Here is a 16844-nt window from a genome sequence, read left to right on the forward strand (position 1 = left end):
CTCTTTTCCAAAGATACTGCGACTGCCTTTTTCGCCAAATTATGCTATAATTGGAAACAAAGCTTGAGCGCCGGAGCATGTGCTGACCGCCGCCCGTCAGACGGCAGGCGGAGCGCGCGGGTTGCGCGGGCGATTTACCCGGGCGGCAAGCACAGCTCGGGCGGGCATGTGCTGGCTGGCAAACTGGCCAGCAACATCGCGTGCAGAGCTGGCAAATTTTGCCGCCCTGCCATTCGGGTTCCGCGTGCGGAGCCAAAAGCTTCTGCCAGCCCATGCCTTTGCCCCTTGCAAGCGCGGCGGGCACGATATGCGCGAGCATGTGCTCCCTGGCAAATTGGCCAGCAACATCGCGTGCAGAGCTGGCAGGTTCCGCTGTTCTAGCAATCGGGTATCGCGTGCAGGCAAGCCACAAACTATGCGAGTATGTGCCTGCTGACAAGCTGACTTTCGGCTTCGCGTGCAGGCAGGCACAGCCTGTGCGGGCATGTGCTCCCTGGCAAATTGGCCGCCAGCGCCGTATGCAGAGCCAAAAGCTTCCGCAGTCCTATCAATCGGGTATAAGAAAGAGGTAGAGAGTTGAAAACGAGTCGAATTTTCAGAATTTTCATGATGCTGCTGGATACCATCGTCCTGGCGGTTTTGCGGCCCTTCCGCAAGTTTTCGCATTTGCAGACCTTCGAATGCCAAAAGACGAGCGCCGAGGATGCGCCCCACGCCGTAGACGGCACGCGCCCGCAGGATTGGGGCATCCAGCCAGAGCTGGAGGTGGACGGCGAAAAAACCGAAGTCTACTCCCGCCAGCAGCCGATTTTTATGGACCCGGAGCAGCCCTATGCAAAGCACGATGGCATTGTTACCTTCCGGGGCGACCAGCTCAGAAGCGGCGCGGCATACGGCGATTTTGCCGGGGGCACGGCGCTTCGGCAGAAATGGAGCGTGCGCACGGGCAAGCTGGCCAAAGGCTATGGCCACGGCTTTTGGACGGGCAGCGGCTGGACGGGCCAGCCCCTCATCGTCCGCTGGACGGCCGAGCAGCGGGCAGCCATGAACCTGCTGCCGGAAAAGAAAGAGAAGGAAAACCTCATCGAAGTCATCTATTCTACCATGGATGGCAACGTCTATTTTATCGACCTGGAGGATGGCCAGCCCACCCGGGAGACCATCAAAGTCGGCCTGCCCTTTAAGGGCGCAGGCGCTCTGCACCCTTCCCTGCCCCTGCTGCACCTGGGCCCGGGGGATTCGGGCGCAGGCGAGGGCGAATATGCCCGGGCCTATCTCTATAGCTTAATCGACGGCGAAAAACTGCTGGAATACGGCGGGCAGGATGCTTTCGCGCCCCGCAAATTCTGCGGGTTCGACAGCGCCCCGCTGTTCGACGAGGCCACGGATACCATCATCGAGCCCAGCGAAAACGGCATCATCTATACCTTCCGGCTCAATTCCAAAATTGACGGGGACGGCAAGCTCTCTATCCAGCCTTCCGAGTTCGTCAAGCTGCGCTACAAAACTGCCCGTTCGAGCGAGGAGCGCTATTGGCTTGGCATGGAGGACAGCCCGGTCATCTGGAAAAACTACATGTATATCGCGGATAACGGCGGCACACTGCTGTGCATCGACCTGAACACCATGCAGGTCGTCTGGGCGCAGGACGTGGCCGACGATACCAACGGCACGCCCGTCTTTTCCCTGGAGGACGGCGTTCCCTACCTCTATATCGGGACAAGCCTGCACTGGACGGCCAGCCGCCGCCTGAAGCTGGCAGATGCGCCCATCTTCAAAATCAACGCCATCACGGGGCAGTATGTCTGGATTCACAGCTACTTCTGCAACACCGTCGCCGGGGTTTCGGGCGGCGTGCAGGCAACCTGCGTCGTGGGCAAACACAGCATCGAGGACCTGGTCATCTTCCCGGTAGCCAGAACGCCCTGGGTGCGCAGCGGTCTCCTGGTCGCGCTGGATAAAAAGACCGGCCGGGAAGTCTGGCGCTACAAGATGCGCCGCTATGCCTGGAGCTCGCCCGTCGCCCTCTACGCGGAGGACGGCTCTGCCTATCTCGTGCAGGGGGATTCCCAGGGCACGCTGCACCTGCTGGACGCCCGGACGGGCAAACTGCTCAGCAAAACCGAGCTGGGCGCCAATATCGAAGCAAGCCCCGCCGTCTTTGGCAACACCATCGTCGTCGGCACCCGGGGCATGCAGATTTTTGGCATAGAAATCGCCTGACAGCGGGCCTTTCCGCCCGCTGAATATAGTGGGAAATGGAAAGGAACGCAAACCATGTTTCAAGATCTCAAAAAAGAAAGCTTTCTAATCACGCTTAGACTCTCCCTGCCGCTCATCTTCCTCTCGGCCATCTACCTGATCCCCGGCATCGATATTCTCGTCCGCCGCGGCTTTGAGGAAGCGTTTCCCATACTCGTATTGGGGCTCATTCCCTTCTCCTTCGGGCTGTACCGCATGGTCTATGCCCTCTGCGGCAGGTATCAGCGCCGGGTGCGCCAGTATATCGCGGGCGCGCCGGACCCGGAGTTCACCCAGAGCCAGATGGAGCAGGCCTATAACGCCACGCAGAAAACCGCGCGGACCTGCGTAACCCCGGCCTGGACGTTCATCCAGAAAGGCCCGGCCACCTATTTCTACGAGACGCAGGAGATTCTCTGGGTCTACGAGCTGAATCGCACGGTGCGCCACGGCCTTTTCCTTCATTTCAACTACCACTACCTGATGGTTGGCCTGTTAAACGGCCAGCGCCTCCAGTTCCGCATGAGCGAAGAACAGGCCGAGATAGCCATGGATCTGTTCCGCATCCATGCGCCTTTTGTCGTCCGCGGCTACCTGGAATCCCTGGCCACGCTCTTCAAAAAAGATTTGCCCGAATTCATCCGCCTGGCCCGCAGCGGGCAGCTGCAGAAGGACGTCGTGCTGGACCAGAACGAATAGCGGGGGCGGATATGTATCTTTACCGCGATCTGAGAAGGAAGAGCTTTGCTTTTGTCCTGAAAAAAGGAATCCCTTCCCTTATCAGCTTTCTTCTGTTGCCAGCAATTTTCGTGCCTGTATTTCTCTCCGGCACCTTCTTCCCCTGGGATGTGATTGGCCTCCTCCTGTTCAGCCTGCCCGGTTTGATAGAGATTGGCCGCATGGTCTATGCCCTGCGCGGCGGGTATCAATCCCGGGTGCGCCGCTATATCGCGCAGTCGCCAAACCCGAATCTGACGCTGGAGCAGCTGGAGCGGGCCTATAGCCAGGCAGACCGCCGCCTAAGCCACCTTTGCATCGCCGGGCCCTGGACGCTGGTGCAGGACGGCGCGGCCACGCATCTTTACGAAACCTCCGAGATTCTCTGGGTTTACCGCTTTGTGCAGGGATATCCTCGGGATCATTACGGCGGCAATTTTCTCGTGGTCTGCGATGCGGGCGGCCACCGGGACAAATTCCCGCTGTCCGAAACAATGCTTATGCAGGCGCTTTCCGCCTTTGAGGCGTATGCGCCGTTCGTCGTTCTGGGCTTCAGCGATGCGCTTTTGCGGCTTTACCAAAGCGACCTTCAAGGCTTCGCCCGACAGGTGCGCCAGCGCCAGCAGGCGATGAATACGGCAATGGGAGGGCAAAACACATGTATCTTTACCGCGAATTAAGAAAGCAGAGCCTGCGCGCCTGCCTCAAGCTCTCAGTTTGGCTCATTGTGTTCTCCGTGCTGTTTGTTGGCATGCTCGCCTCTGCTTCTTCGTCTGGCTTATCTGATTTGCTTTCCACTCCCCTGGGCTTTTTTTGCCTGCCCGGGCTTTGGGGCATCTGCCGCCTGGTCTATGCGCTCTGCGGGGGCTACCAGTCCCGGGTGCGCGCCTACGTCAAAAGCGCGCCGGATCCTGCTCTGATGCTGGAGCAGCTGGAGCAGGCTTACGGCCAGGCAGACCGCAGCCTAAACTGCCTGTGCATTGCCGGGCCCTGGACGCTGGTGCAGAATGGCCCGGCGACATATCTTTACGAGACGCTGGATATCCTCTGGGTCTATCAGTTTACCCAGACCGTCCGCAGAAGGGGCATTTCTTCCCACACGTATTATCTCACCATCTGCGACAGGGATGAGCGCCTTCAGTTTTGCATGTCTGAGGGTGAGGTGCGGCAGTGCCTCCAGGCGTTTGCGGCGTATGCGCCCTTTGTCGTCCGCGGCTACAGCAGGCAGCTTTCCTCTCTCTATGAAAACGACCGGTTCAAATTCATCAAAGCCGTCCGCCAGCGGCAGGAGCAGACCATTGCCAAACAAGGAGGGCAAGACGCATGTACATCTACCGACAGCTGAAAAGAGACAGCCTGATTTTCTGCCTCAAACTCTCAGTTCCGCTCATCCTGCTATCGGCGGCGCTCATTCCGGGCAGCATCAAAGCGCTGGCGCGCTCGGGCTTTGCCGATGCCTTCCCGCAGCTGCTCTTTGCGTTTCTCCCGGGCATCGGCGGAATTGGCCGCCTGCTTTTTGCGCTGTTTGGCGGCTATCAGGGGCGCATCCGTAACTATATCAGCGCCGCGCCGGACCCTGAGCTGACTGCCCGGCAGCTGGACCAGGCGTATGCCGATGCGGAAAAGGGCGGGCGCGTCTGCATCGCGGGGCCCTGGACGCTCATCCAAAGAGGCCCTTCCACGTATTTTTACGAGACACGGGAGATTCTCTGGGTTTATAAGCAGACCCAAACCGTCTACCGCGGACTGCTCTTTTCAAACAGCCATTATTTCACAGTCTGTGAGGCGGACGGCACCTGCACCCCGTTTCTCATGCCCCAATGGGATGTGGATCAGGCGCTGGTGGAGTTCCGCGTCCACGCGCCCTTTGTCGTCCGCGGTTACAGCGAAGAGCTCTTCCAGCTCTACCAGAGCGACCGCGACGAATTTAACCGGCTGGTGCAGGAGCGAGCATGCGCTGACTGACAGCTTCGCGTGCAGAACTGACAGAGCCTGTGTGAGCATGCACTGACTGACTGGCTGATTTCCAGCGCCGCGTGTAATAATAACAATTTCCACATTCCTTTCATTCGGGTGTAGCGCCGCGTGCGGCAATGTACATCATGAGAGAGCATGTGCCCCTCTGACAAGTTGACTTCCAGCACCGCGTGTAATGATAGCAATTTCCACATTCCTTTCATTCGGGTGTAGCGCTGCGTGCGGTAATGTACATCATGAGAGAGCATGTGCCCCTCTGACAAGTTGACTTCCAGCGCCGCGTGCAGTAATAGCAATTTCCACATTCCTTTCATTCGGGTGCAGCGCTGCGTGCACCGGATGGATAGAAAACGGGAGAGCATTTGCTTCCTGATAAAATGATTTGCGGCTTCGCGTGCAGAGCTGACAGATTCCACATCCCTATCATTCGGGTATATAAAAGCCGCCAAGGAGGAGAATCGCGCATGAAACTCTATCAAGATTTGAAAAAGACCAGTTTTATCATCAGCCTCAAGCTTTCCATTCCGCTGGTGCTCTTCTCGCTGATGTTTGGCGGCACACTGTTTACCGCTTTTGCCCGGGGGGCGTCTGTGATGCTTGGCGCGGCTCTGGGCTCTCTCATTCCCGGCCTGTTCGGGATTTACCGCATGGTCTATGCCCTTTGCGGGGGATACCAATCCCGCATCCGCGGCTATATCAAAAAAGCGCCGGATTCCGCGCTGACTGCCCAGCAGCTGGAGCAGGCCTACGCCGCCGCCAACCCACTTAACCGCATCTGTATCGCGGGGCCGTGGGTGCTCATCCAAAAGGGCCCGGCAACGCATCTTTATGAGGCGCAGGAAATCCTCTGGGTCTATCAGCGGCTATCTACGGGGCACAGCGGGCTGATTGTCGTTTGGCATCACAGCCTGGTGCTGGGCATGAACGATGGCCAGCTTAGGGAATTCCGTATGCCCAAATGGGCCTGCGAGCAGTGCATTGCCGCCTTCCGCGAGAGCGCGCCTGCCATCATCCGGGGTTACAGCGACAGCCTGATGCGGCTCTACACCCGCAATATCGCGGAAGTTCTGCATCTCGTCCGCCACCCGGAGCTGCAAAAAAATCTCGAGACAGACGAAGCATAGAGGAGGGCGGCCATGTACCGTAATCTGGCAAAGCTCAGTTTTTCACACATCAATAAATTCTCGATGATCCTGACGGCGCTTTGCGCCGCCTATCTCGCGATATTTCTGCCGGGCATTTTCAGCAAAGCGTATGTCCATCCCTTTGGCGTTATCCTCTGTCTCTTTGCGGGGCCTGCTGCGCTTTACGGCATATGCCGCATGCTCTATGCTATTTTGGGCGGCTATCAGAAGCGGGTGCGCCAGTATATTGCGGCCGCGCCGGATCCGGCGCTCACCCAGCGCCAGCTGGAGCAGGCCTATGCCGCCGCCCGGCACAATGGCTATCTGTGCATTGCAGGCGCGTGGGTTTTTGTGCAGAAGGGCCCCGAGACATATCTCTACGAGACGCAGGAGATTCTCTGGGTTTACCATCACAAGAGCGCCGTATGGGAGGCATCGACGCGCGAAGCCAGGGACTATCGCCACTATCTGGCCCTCTGCTTCCTTTCCGGCGCGCTGATGCTTTTTGAAATGCCCGAAGAGGCCGCCGCAGACTCGCTGACTCTGTTCAAAAAAAGTACTTCCGGCATCGCCACTGGGTACAGCGACGAGCGCAGTGCGCTTTTCCAGAAGGACATCCGACAGTTCGCCCGGGAGGTTTGCGGCAGAGAGATTTAAGCGGGGGGAAGGGATAAGGTCAAGGGCCACAGGTAATCATGGGGGTAAGCCCCCATACCCCGCGATGGGCAAGAGAATGGCAAAGGTCAAGGGCCTTGGGTAAACATGGGGCAAAGCCCCATACCCCCTTACTATCTTATTATAATGGGATAGCGTGGGAAGAAAGGTTGTGCGGCGGGCAGAGACTGTGCCAGCATTTGCTCCCTGACTGACCGACTATCAGCGGCGCGGGCGGGATTGACAGGCTCCGCTGTCCCGTCATTCGGGTGTGTCGCGCGCGGGTTTGACAAACTTCACTATCCCGCCAATCGGGTGCTGCCCTCGCAGGGATGCATGTTTATCCTCTCCCCCTTGCTCAGTGATGGGGTATGGGGCGGGAGCTCCATGTTTACCGAAAGCCTTTGACCTTGGATACGCGGGCGGCAAGAAACGGAAGAGCATTTGCCCTCTGACAAGCTGGCTTTCAGCTCCGCAAGCGGCGATAACAAGTTCCGCTGTCCCGCCAATCGGGTGTAGCGCCGTGTGCGGCAGGCACAAACTGTGCGAGCATGTGCTCCCTGACAAGCTGGCTTTCAGCTCCGCGAGCGGCGATAGCAAGTTGCGCCGTCCCATCAATCGGGTATAGCGTCATGCGCCGGGTGGATAGAAAACGGGAGAGCATTCGCTCTCTGATAAAATGATTTGCGGCTTCGTGTGCAGAGCTGACAGATTCCACATTCCTATCATTCGGGTATAAAAAGAGCCGATGCGGTTTCTCCGTATCAGCTCTTTCTTTATTTTCTCTTTTTTATGGGATATGGGACAAAGCCCCATGGCCAAGAATAGCCCTTGACCTGAAACCTTCCCTGCTATTTGACGTAGTAGAAATCGTCAGCGGGGATTTGGCCGCCCACAGAAGCCGGGTTAGCCTCCAGCAGAACGGCGAAGAAATTCGCCAGGGAATCCTTCATGGTAACGCCGTCAATATAGACGATGTTGCAAGCAGGCAGGGCCTGCTTCGCAATCTCCGCGCTGGCCACAATGCCGTAATCCGCAATCAACTGCGCCGCCTGCTCGTTGTTGGCGTTGACATACTCGATAGAGGCCTGGTATTCCGCCAAAAACGCGTTCAGCGCATCCGGGTTCTGCTCGGCAAACTCCGCACGGACGACCACGCACCCCATGGAGAGCACACCGCTCTTGCCTTCCTTCTTGCAGGCGTCCTCCCAAAGCTCGGTGATGTTCAGCGCCGTGCTGAGGTTTTCCACCTTGGCCTTGCTGGCCGTAACGAAAGGCTCGGGCAAAAGCGCAATGCTGGCTTCACCGCTGGCCAGCTTGGCCACGACTTCGCTGTGCTCCGCGCAGTATTCCACTTTCACTTTGCCCTCCAGGCCGTTGGCCTTCAGGATATAATTCAGCGCGTATTCCGGCGTGCTGCCCTGGCCGGAGGCGTAGATTTTCTTGCCCTCCAAATCCTCGACCTTCTTCACCTCTTCGCCCGTCTGCACCACATACAGCACGCCCAGGGTATTGATGGCCGCAATGCGGATTTTGCCCTGCGTTTTGTTGTAGAGCGTGGCGGCGAGGTTGGTCGGGACAGCCGCAATATCCACTTCCCCGCTGGTCAGCTTGCCCACAATCTCATCCGGCGCGCCTACCAGCGCGATGGTGTAGTCGTTTGCCGCCTCGCCGGCGTCGTTTTTCTGCATGAGCTGTACCATGCCCATGCCCGTCGGCCCGTTGAGCGCCGCGATGCTGACCTTGGTTTTCTCCGCAGGCGCCGAAGCCGAGGGGGACGCCTCTGCCGTGGGCGCAGGCTCCACCTTCTTCGCGCAGCCGGCGAATCCCAGGACTGCCACTGCCAGCGCCAAAATCAGCGCAAGTGTTCTTTTCATCATAACAAAGCTCCTTTAAAACTAAATTTTTATATCAAACGCTCCCGCGTTTTTATACAACACCCGATTGATAGTACGGTGGAACCTGTCAATTCCGCACGCGGCGCTGACAGTCGGCTTATCAGGGAGCAAATGCTCTCCCGTGCTTTGCGCGCAAGGCCAAGGGCAATGAGTGAACATGGGGCTCCCGCCCCATACCCCATCACTAGGGAAGGAATCAGAGGGGAAGGGGAAACGCACACCCCTGCGGAGGACAATGCCCAAGCCCGATTGATGGAGCGGTGCAATCTGGAAGAGCCGCACGCGACGTTGCCAACCAGTCGGCCAGTTGGCACATGCCCGCACACTCCTGCGGAGGGCGCACCCCAATGACGAGGATGTGGAAACTGCTATTTCCACTCGCGGCGCAGGCAATCCGCTTGCCAGAGAGCAAATGCTCTCCCGTTTTCTATACCCGATTGATGGAACGGTGCAATCTGTCAGTCCTGCACGCGGCGCTGCCGACCAGTTTGCCAGCCAGCACATGCTCTCTCCTATTCTGCCCGCCGCACAGCCTTTCTTCCCGCGCTATCCCATTATAATAAGATAGCAAGGGGTATGGGGCTTTGCCCCATGTTCACCCAAAGCCCTTGGCCTTCGCCATTCTCTTGCCCATCGCGGGGTATGGGGGCTTGCCCCCATGGCTAAGAATGGCCCTTGACCTTGAACTTCATCCCTTGACCTTCGCCCCCTGGCCTTATTGCCCTTCGCTCCCCTGCCCCTGAACCAGAATGCAGCCGCCCTGGCGCGCAATCTGGCCGGAATCCGCCAGCGCGTCCAGCGCGCGGTAGAGCGAAGCCCGGGAAATGCCCAGCACACCGGCCAGCGCGCTGAAATTGCGTATCCGCAAAACACCGCCCTGCTGTTTTTGCTGTAAATAGGCCAAAAGCCGGCTCTCGGCAGTGTAGCCCGAAAGCGTCTCAATCTTCTGATTGAGAAACGCGATGCGCCCGCATAAAAACATGAGATAGTTTCTGCGGAACAGCGGGCATTCATCCATCATCGCAAAGACCTGCTCTGCATTTAAGAGCAAAACCTCGCTGGCAATCTCGGCATACGTATCCGAAAGCGCCGCTCCTTCCAGGAAAAGCGCCGCGGCGCCAAACGCCGCGCCGGGCAGCACATGGTTGAGCTGGATGCTCCGGCTGTCTGCGGCATGGCCCTTGATGCAGAGCCTGCCCGAAAGCAGCAGCCCCAGATGCCCCGCGGGAACCTTCTCCCCCTTCTTCATTTTGCACCGCCGAGGCTGGGCGCGCCCCAACAATATGCTGATTTCCTCTCTCTCAAACCCGGAAAAGAGCGGGCAGTTTTGCAAAACTTCCAAGGCATCCTCCAATTAGTGTCTCATATAATACACTTTACGGCAATATTGTAGCCTGTTTTGGCCAAAAGCGCAAGAGCATTTTGAGTTTTTTGGGAAAATGAGTATAATAGAGCTATCTTGCAAAAGGAGGGAGCCCATGAAAAAAGCACTGCGCACACTGCTCATCGCGGCGGTCTGGCTGGCCATCTGGCAGGTTTCTGCCATGCTGGTGGGCCAGGAACTGCTCATCCCCGCTCCGGCGGCCGTGCTGGCCCGGCTTTGGGCGCTCTGCGGCCAAGGGGTGTTCTGGAAGAGCGCGGCGCTCTCCATGGGGCGCATCCTGCTGGGCTATCTGCTGGGGCTGGCGCTGGGACTTCTTTTGGGCGGCGTCTCGGCCTTTTGCCCGGCGGCAGGCGCGTTCCTCTCCCCGCTTCTCGCCATCATCCGCTCGACGCCCGTGGCCTCCTTCATCATCCTGGTGCTGGTCTGGCTGGCGACGGACAGCGTCCCGGTCTTTACGGCCATGCTCATGGTGCTGGGCGTGGCCTGGGGGAACGTCTCCCAGGGCTTTGCCAGCACAGACCCAAAGCTGCTGGAGATGGCCAAGGCCTACCGCTTCTCCCAATGGCAAAAACTGCGCCATCTCTACCTGCCCTCCATGCGCCCGTTTTTCTCTGCCGCGGCGCTCTCTTCCATCGGGCTGGCCTGGAAGGCGGGCATCGCGGCGGAGGTCATTTGCCGGCCGCAGTTTTCCATGGGCCGGGAGCTGTATGAATCCAAAATCTATCTGGAAATGCCAGACCTCTTCGCCTGGACGATTGCAATTATCCTGCTCTCCATGGCGCTGGAGCAGCTTTTCCGGCGGCTTCTGGCAAGGAGGGGCACATGATTGTATTTGAAAACGTCTGCAAGCGCTTTGGTGGGCGCGCTGTTTTGGAAAACTTGTCCTTTTCGCTGGGCGCGGGAGAGCAGCTTTGCCTGGTGGGCGCATCCGGCCGGGGCAAGAGCACTGTGCTGAATTTGGCCGCCGGGCTACTAAACCCGGATAGCGGGCAGATTTTGCGCAAAACCGAGCGCATCTGCTATCTCTTCCAGGATGACCGGCTGCTGCCCTGGCTGGGCGCACTGCAAAACGTCGCGCTGGTCTGCCCCGAGCAGGAGGCCCGCCGCTGGCTCTGCAAGCTGGGGCTGGGCGATTTTCTGGACGCCAGGCCCGCCCAGCTTTCGGGCGGCATGGCCCGGCGGGTGGCCATTGCCCGGGCGCTGGCTTTTCCGGCAGAGCTGTATTTATTCGACGAGCCCTTCCGGGGGCTGGACGACCAGACTCTGCAAATAACGCTGGCGGCCATCCGGGAGGCGACAGCCGGCAAGGCGGCGCTTTTTGCTTCGCACCGCCCGCAGGAGCTGGGCATCCCCACGCTCTCCCTCACATAGCGCAAAAACGGGCAGGCGGCCGCCTGCTCTTTTTATATGGGCGGGGCAAAAGGGCGAGTTCAAGGTCAAGGGCGATGGGTAAACATGGGGGTACGGCCCCCATACCCCCTCACTATTATAATGGGATGGCGCGGTGCAAAGCCGATGCGGCGGGCATGAGCGCGGCGAAGGTCAAGGGCAATGGGTAAACATGGGGGCACGCCCCCATACCCCCTCACTAGGGATAATAAATGGGGCAATGCGGGGATAGATTTTGTGCGGCGGGTAGAACATGAGGGAGCATTTGCTCCCTGGCAAACTGGCTGACGGCGGCGCGGGCAGAGTTGCCAGGTTTTTCTGTTCTATCAATCGGGTGCAGCGACGCGTGTGGAACTGACAGATTTTGCCGCCCCATCATTCGGGTGTGGCGGCGCGGGCAGAACTGCCAGATTTTGCCGCCCCATCGTTCGGGTGCGGCGGCGCGAGCAGGGCTGCTCCCCCCCTTTTGGGCAAGGCTCAAAACTGCGGGCAATTTTCGGCCCTGCCTCTGCTTCCGCCCGAAAATTTTATGCAGAAACTGCATAAGTCCAAATGGTAAATTTTAGAGAAATTTTGGCAAATATCCAAGAAATTGTTGCATTTGCAACTACTCTCCCGATTCAAAACACGCTATACTATAACTATGAAAAGAAGCCTTTTCTAACATTTGAAACGGAGGAACCCCAATATGAAAAAATTTGTTTGCAAAGTTTGTGGTTATGTATATGAAGGCGAGAACCCCCCGGAGGCTTGCCCGCAGTGCAAGGCGCCCGCTTCCAGCTTTTCCGAGGCGACGGAAAGCGCCGCTTACGCGACTGAGCACGTCGTGGGCATCGCTAAGGACGTAGACGCGGAAATCCTCGAGGGTCTGCGCGCAAACTTCACCGGCGAGTGCACGGAAGTCGGCATGTATCTGGCCATGAGCCGGGTCGCAGAGCGCGAAGGCTACCCCGAAATCGCCGAGGCTTACAAGCGCTATGCGTTTGAAGAGGCAGAGCACGCGGCCAAGTTCGCAGAGCTTTTGGGCGAGGTCGTTACAGATTCCACCAAGAAGAACCTGCAGCTGCGCGCCGACGCCGAGAGAGGCGCTTGCGCCGGCAAGTTCGAGCTGGCTAAGCTGGCCAAGGCGCAGAACCTGGACGCCATTCACGACACGGTTCACGAGATGGCCAAGGACGAGGCGCGGCACGGCCAGGGCTTCGAGGGCCTGCTCAAGAGATACTTCTAAAAAGAGGGCAAAAGGCCAAGGCTTTGGCGAGATAACAAGTTCAAGGTCAAGGGCATGGGTGAACATGGGGGCGCGCCCCCATACCCCAATTATGGGGATAATGGGAATGGGAGAGCATGTGCTTTCTGGCTAAATAACTTTCAGCGGCGCGTGCGGGACTGACAGATTCTACATTCCTTCCATTCGGGTGCAGAAAAGCCCCATACCCCCTCACAATGAAAAAACACGGAAGAGCGGTGCATCAGCGCCGCTCTTTTTGTGCGGAGAAATGGAGCTTGGGGCAGTGGGCGCGTGCGGGACTGGCAGGTTTTACTGTCCTGTCATTCGGGTGCAGGAGTTTGACAGTAAAAGCGGTTTTCAGTATAATCGGTATATCATGGTAAGAGTCTGCATTGCGCGGACTGTGAGGAGAAAAACATGGAAAAAAACAGCGATATTTTGTTTTTGGGAGATAGACGCGCGGGAGAGATTGCGCCCATTCTGGAGGAAAAGTTTGCCGGGCGGTACGACCCTGCCCGCTACCACATCCGCTGCCGCCAGCTGGTGGACGAGCAGAGCACGGCGGCGCTGGCAGAGGCGGCCAAAACCGCGCTTGCCGGCGCGACGACAGCCGTCATCGCCACGGGGCTGGGCGATCTGGCCCGGGGCATCCCGGCGGAGGAATACGAGAGCGCGCTCCTGGCGCTCTGCCGGATGGTCCAAGACGCCGGGGCCATGGGCGTGCTGCTGACGCTGCCGCCCCAAAAGGGCGCCCGGGCCTATAACGCCGCACTGCGCCGGGTGGCAGAGCAGCTCCAGATGCGCATCGCGGATGTGCACGGCAGATGGCGGCACGATTTTGGCCGCAAGGCCGTGGCCCCAGAGCAGGCCGCCCAGTTTACCGCCGCCGTGGCCGCGCCGCTCATCGAGCGCACGCAGATGCTGGTGCTCTGGCAGTTCAACGGCAGGTATGCCCACTGCAACTACGCCTGCCCCTACTGCTACGTCGCCACCAGCGTCAACAAAGGGATGCACTTCCAGTTCGATATGGATAAATGGGAGCAGGCTTTCAGCCGTCATTTCGAGAACCAGCACACGGTTTTCTACTTCTCCTACGGCGAGCCCATGATCGCCAGCAAATTCTACGATGTGCTGGAGATGATCGGGCGGCACCCGCGCTGGGAAGCCAAGATTACTTCCAACGTCTCCCTCAAGCTGGACCGCCTGCTGGAGACGCGGCTGGCAAAGGAAGGCCGGCTGAATATCAACACTTCCTTCCACCCCACCCAGATCGGCATTGAGCCGTTTTTGGAAAAATGCGACCAGCTCCGGGCCGCGGGCATCGAGCCTTCCATCGTATACGTCATGTATCCGAACCAGATGGACGATTTTGAGAAGCTCTACTTGCCCCGGTTCCAGCAAAAGGGCTACCGCGTGCATATCCGGGCCTTCCGGGGGCTATACCGCGGCCGCAAATACCCGGGCGCGCTCAGCCGCGAACAGTGGAACAAGACGGCCAAATACATGGACGAGGCCAACCTCAAATACCAGCTTTGCGAAGTCAGCGGGCTGGGCAGGCTCTCCATGCTGGGCGTTACGCATATTCTGGTGGACAACCAGGGCAAAATCGAGATGTGCGACAGCTACGTCGGCGACCGGCACTACGGCAACCTGTTCGACGAGCGCCTGGCGCTGGACCTGGAGCCCAAACCCTTCCCGGGGCTGGTGCCCCTGGCGGCTGTGGACGACATCGCCGACTACATCGAGCTGGATTACGCAGACCTTGCGGGCAACAACGTCAACAGCTATATCGAGCAGGGCGGCGTTACCTTCGCGGAGGACGGCTCTATCATCTACCCCTACGAGCATGTGGACTTTAACGACAAAAAGGTGCGCAAAGAGCTGACCGCCGTGCCAAAGCCGTATGTCCCGGCCTGGAAATTCTGGCTCAACCCCAGGTGGTTCTGCTATCACTTCGTCTATTCCTTCTTAATCAAGAAGTATGGCAAGTATATCGTGGCCTGGTTCAAGGGCAAATTCCGGCTGCTGCGCCAGGGCAAGCTGAAAAAGGAAAACTTCTGGCATAGCTAGAGAGGAGCGCGGCTCATGCAAAAGAGAAAAATGGTGATCCACTGCGCCTCGGGCATGGAAAATTCGGGCGACGAGGCGATTTTACAGGTGCTCCTGCGCCGCTATACACCGGAGTTTGAGGTTGCCGTCATCTCCCTCTGCCCGGAAAAGACGCTGGCCCTGCACGGGGCCATGGGCATCCGCGCCCTGGGCGAACGGGACGCCGCCTGCCGCCAGGCCATTGCCGAATGCGATGTGTTCATCCTGGGAGGCGGCGGGCTGCTGCAGGATAAGACGACGATTTTCAACCCCTCCCGCTGGCTGGCCAAACTGCGGCTGGCCCAGCGCATGGGCAAGACCACCTGCCTTTACGCCAACAGCGTGGGCGAGCTGCGCTTTGGCATCAACCGGCGCATGGCCGCCCGGGCGCTGAAAAAAGTGCACCTCATCACGCTGCGGGACGCGCTTTCGGCCGAGCTTTTAGAGCGGCTGGGCGTAGCCGGGGCGCAGGTTACGGCAGACCCGGCATTCAGCCTGGAGCCGCCCACCCCGGAGGAGCAGGCCGCCGCCCGGCAGAAATACGATCTGCCCAGGGAATACGTCTGCATCGCCATCCGGCACTGGTATGACACGAACGCCGTCATCCCCGTGAAAATCGCCACACGGCTGGGCCTGCGCAGCCGCAAGAACGCCCGGCAATACGCCAGGTATACCAGCGTGATGGCCGAGATCACCCAGCGCATCAACGATGAGCTGGGGCTGCCCGCGGTGTTTTTATCCATGTGCCGGGGCAGAGACGCGGGAGTCGCCCGGGATATCTTGGCAAAGCTGCCCCAAAACCTGGGCAATTTTACCATCGACGAGCCTTCCATGACGCCCCAGGACGCCCTGGCCGTCATCGGCCAGAGCAAGCTTCTGCTGGGGATGCGCCTGCACAGCCTGATTTACGCGGCAGACCTGGGTGTTCCCATGGTGCCCATCGTCTATCAGGATAAAGTCGCCGGGCTGGCACAGATGCTGGGCGCGGAGGCTGTGCATGTGGATACCATGGATGCGGACGCGCTTTGGCGGCTGGTTCAGCCCGCGCTGGACGGCCGGGCAGAGACGGCCGGGGCTCTGCAAATGCAGGAGAAGGAACAGCAGAACGCGCGCCTCTTCGCGGAGCTCATGCAAAAAGGAGAACAATGAAAGCAAAAACAAAACAAATCTGCAAGAAAGCCTTTGTCTGGGCCTTTTATCTGCTGGTGCTCGTGTTCATCGTCCTGTATTTTCGGGATATTGACTGGAGCGCCATCAAAAACGTAGAGATTGCCTGGGGATTCATGGCGGTTTCCTTCGCCGTTCGGATGGCTGGGCTGCTGCTTCAGCCCCTGGCCTGGAATTTACAGCTCAAACCCTATGGCAACGCCCTGCCCGCGAAAAAACTGTATTCCATCTACGCGCAGTCCTGGATTGGGCGGTATATTCCGGGCAAAGTCGCCTGGGTGGGCGGCAAGATTTACTTCGCCGCGCAGGAAGGGGTGGACAAAAACGTGGCCGTCATCACCTCGTTTCTGGACAGTATGCTGCAAGTCATCGGCAGTCTGCTGGTCGCGGCGGTGTTTTTCCTGGTCATTCAGCGCGCCCCGGGGGTGGACGACAGCCTGATTTACCTGACCTACGCGCTGACGGCGGCTCTGCTGCTCTGCCTGGTGCCCCGGGTGTTCAACTTCCTGGTAAACCTGGTGCACAAAGTGCTGAGGCGCACGGCCATCGACGAAAAATACCGCATGACCGGCGGGCCCATCTGGCTCAGCACGGCGGTGGTTGTGGGCGCAAAAATTCTCTCGGGCATGGCGGTTGCCATCATCGCGCTGTCCGTATTCGGCAAGGTCTCTTTCGCGGATTTCCTCTATGTGGTTGCGGCCAACTGCGCGGCCACGGCCATCGGCATGGCGGCGCTCTTCGCTCCGGCCGGGCTGGGCGTCAAGGAGAGTTTGCAGGTGGTGCTGCTGGGCGCGGTGTTCCCCCGGGAGGTGGTGCTGGTGGTGGTGACGCTGGCCAGCCTGCAATCCATCCTGGGCGACCTGGTCTTCTACGCCGCCGCACGCCTGACGCTCGGCTTTGGCAAAAAGAAGGAGCAGGAGGAGTAAGGGCAAGGGCGGTTCAAGGTCAAGGGCTTGGGCTAACATGGGGGGCAAGCC

At 58.9% G+C, this 16844-nt stretch carries 15 protein-coding genes; 13 read left to right on the top strand and 2 right to left on the bottom strand.

What is annotated here, in order from left to right; all coding sequences use genetic code 11:
- Positions 1 to 606: 606 nt before the first annotated feature.
- The 7 genes from AALG83_08495 to AALG83_08525 all read left to right on the top strand — a co-directional run bounded on the left by AALG83_08495 (position 607) and on the right by AALG83_08525 (position 6716).
- A complete protein-coding gene (locus AALG83_08495; protein MEY8383188.1) occupies positions 607 to 2223 on the top strand; it encodes a PQQ-binding-like beta-propeller repeat protein in 1617 nt (538 codons plus the stop codon).
- A 54-nt stretch (positions 2224 to 2277) separates the two neighbouring features.
- On the top strand, positions 2278 to 2940 hold the full coding sequence (locus tag AALG83_08500) for a DUF6709 family protein (protein ID MEY8383189.1): 663 nt from the start codon (positions 2278 to 2280) through the stop codon (positions 2938 to 2940).
- A 110-nt stretch (positions 2941 to 3050) separates the two neighbouring features.
- Positions 3051 to 3638, top strand: coding sequence for a DUF6709 family protein (locus tag AALG83_08505; protein ID MEY8383190.1), 588 nt, complete (start codon positions 3051 to 3053; stop codon positions 3636 to 3638).
- On the top strand, positions 3617 to 4303 hold the full coding sequence (locus AALG83_08510; protein MEY8383191.1) for a DUF6709 family protein: 687 nt from the start codon (positions 3617 to 3619) through the stop codon (positions 4301 to 4303). Before AALG83_08505 ends, AALG83_08510 begins: the two co-directional genes overlap by 22 nt.
- A complete protein-coding gene (locus tag AALG83_08515) occupies positions 4282 to 4923 on the top strand; it encodes a DUF6709 family protein (GenBank protein ID MEY8383192.1) in 642 nt (213 codons plus the stop codon). The genes AALG83_08510 and AALG83_08515 overlap by 22 nt, the downstream gene beginning before the upstream one ends.
- A 476-nt stretch (positions 4924 to 5399) precedes the next feature.
- Positions 5400 to 6059, top strand: a complete 660-nt coding sequence (locus AALG83_08520) for a DUF6709 family protein (protein ID MEY8383193.1) — start codon at positions 5400 to 5402, stop codon at positions 6057 to 6059.
- A 12-nt stretch (positions 6060 to 6071) separates the two neighbouring features.
- Positions 6072 to 6716, top strand: coding sequence for a DUF6709 family protein (locus AALG83_08525; GenBank protein MEY8383194.1), 645 nt, complete (start codon positions 6072 to 6074; stop codon positions 6714 to 6716).
- Positions 6717 to 7564: 848 nt separating this feature from the next.
- Here the strand turns inward: AALG83_08525 and AALG83_08530 are convergent.
- The gene (locus tag AALG83_08530) at positions 7565 to 8593 is read right to left on the bottom strand and encodes an MqnA/MqnD/SBP family protein (GenBank protein MEY8383195.1); all 1029 of its coding nucleotides are present in this window, start codon (positions 8591 to 8593) and stop codon (positions 7565 to 7567) included.
- 733 nt (positions 8594 to 9326) lie between these two features.
- Complete coding sequence (locus AALG83_08535) at positions 9327 to 9860, bottom strand: Crp/Fnr family transcriptional regulator (protein ID MEY8383196.1); 534 nt, start codon at positions 9858 to 9860, stop codon at positions 9327 to 9329.
- 229 nt (positions 9861 to 10089) lie between these two features.
- Here AALG83_08535 and AALG83_08540 point away from each other — a divergent pair, with 229 nt between their 5' ends.
- The 6 genes from AALG83_08540 to AALG83_08565 all read left to right on the top strand — a co-directional run bounded on the left by AALG83_08540 (position 10090) and on the right by AALG83_08565 (position 16793).
- The gene (locus tag AALG83_08540; GenBank protein MEY8383197.1) at positions 10090 to 10821 is read left to right on the top strand and encodes an ABC transporter permease subunit; all 732 of its coding nucleotides are present in this window, start codon (positions 10090 to 10092) and stop codon (positions 10819 to 10821) included.
- Positions 10818 to 11366, top strand: a complete 549-nt coding sequence (locus tag AALG83_08545; GenBank protein MEY8383198.1) for an ATP-binding cassette domain-containing protein — start codon at positions 10818 to 10820, stop codon at positions 11364 to 11366. The genes AALG83_08540 and AALG83_08545 overlap by 4 nt, the downstream gene beginning before the upstream one ends.
- Before the next feature lie 706 nt (positions 11367 to 12072).
- Positions 12073 to 12612: a ferritin family protein gene (locus AALG83_08550; protein ID MEY8383199.1), complete on the top strand. Its 540-nt coding sequence runs from the start codon at positions 12073 to 12075 to the stop codon at positions 12610 to 12612.
- Between the two features lie 417 nt (positions 12613 to 13029).
- Positions 13030 to 14682 (top strand): radical SAM protein, encoded by a 1653-nt coding sequence (locus tag AALG83_08555; protein ID MEY8383200.1) that lies wholly within the window; start codon positions 13030 to 13032, stop codon positions 14680 to 14682.
- Between the two features lie 15 nt (positions 14683 to 14697).
- Positions 14698 to 15849, top strand: coding sequence for a polysaccharide pyruvyl transferase family protein (locus tag AALG83_08560; GenBank protein ID MEY8383201.1), 1152 nt, complete (start codon positions 14698 to 14700; stop codon positions 15847 to 15849).
- Entirely contained in the window at positions 15846 to 16793 is a 948-nt protein-coding gene (locus AALG83_08565) for a lysylphosphatidylglycerol synthase domain-containing protein (GenBank protein MEY8383202.1), read from the top strand. The genes AALG83_08560 and AALG83_08565 overlap by 4 nt, the downstream gene beginning before the upstream one ends.
- The last annotated feature ends 51 nt before the right edge of the window (positions 16794 to 16844 follow it).

The organism is Christensenellaceae bacterium 44-20, assembly GCA_041223705.1.
In the GTDB taxonomy this organism is placed as follows: Bacteria; Bacillota; Clostridia; order Christensenellales; family Christensenellaceae; genus QANA01.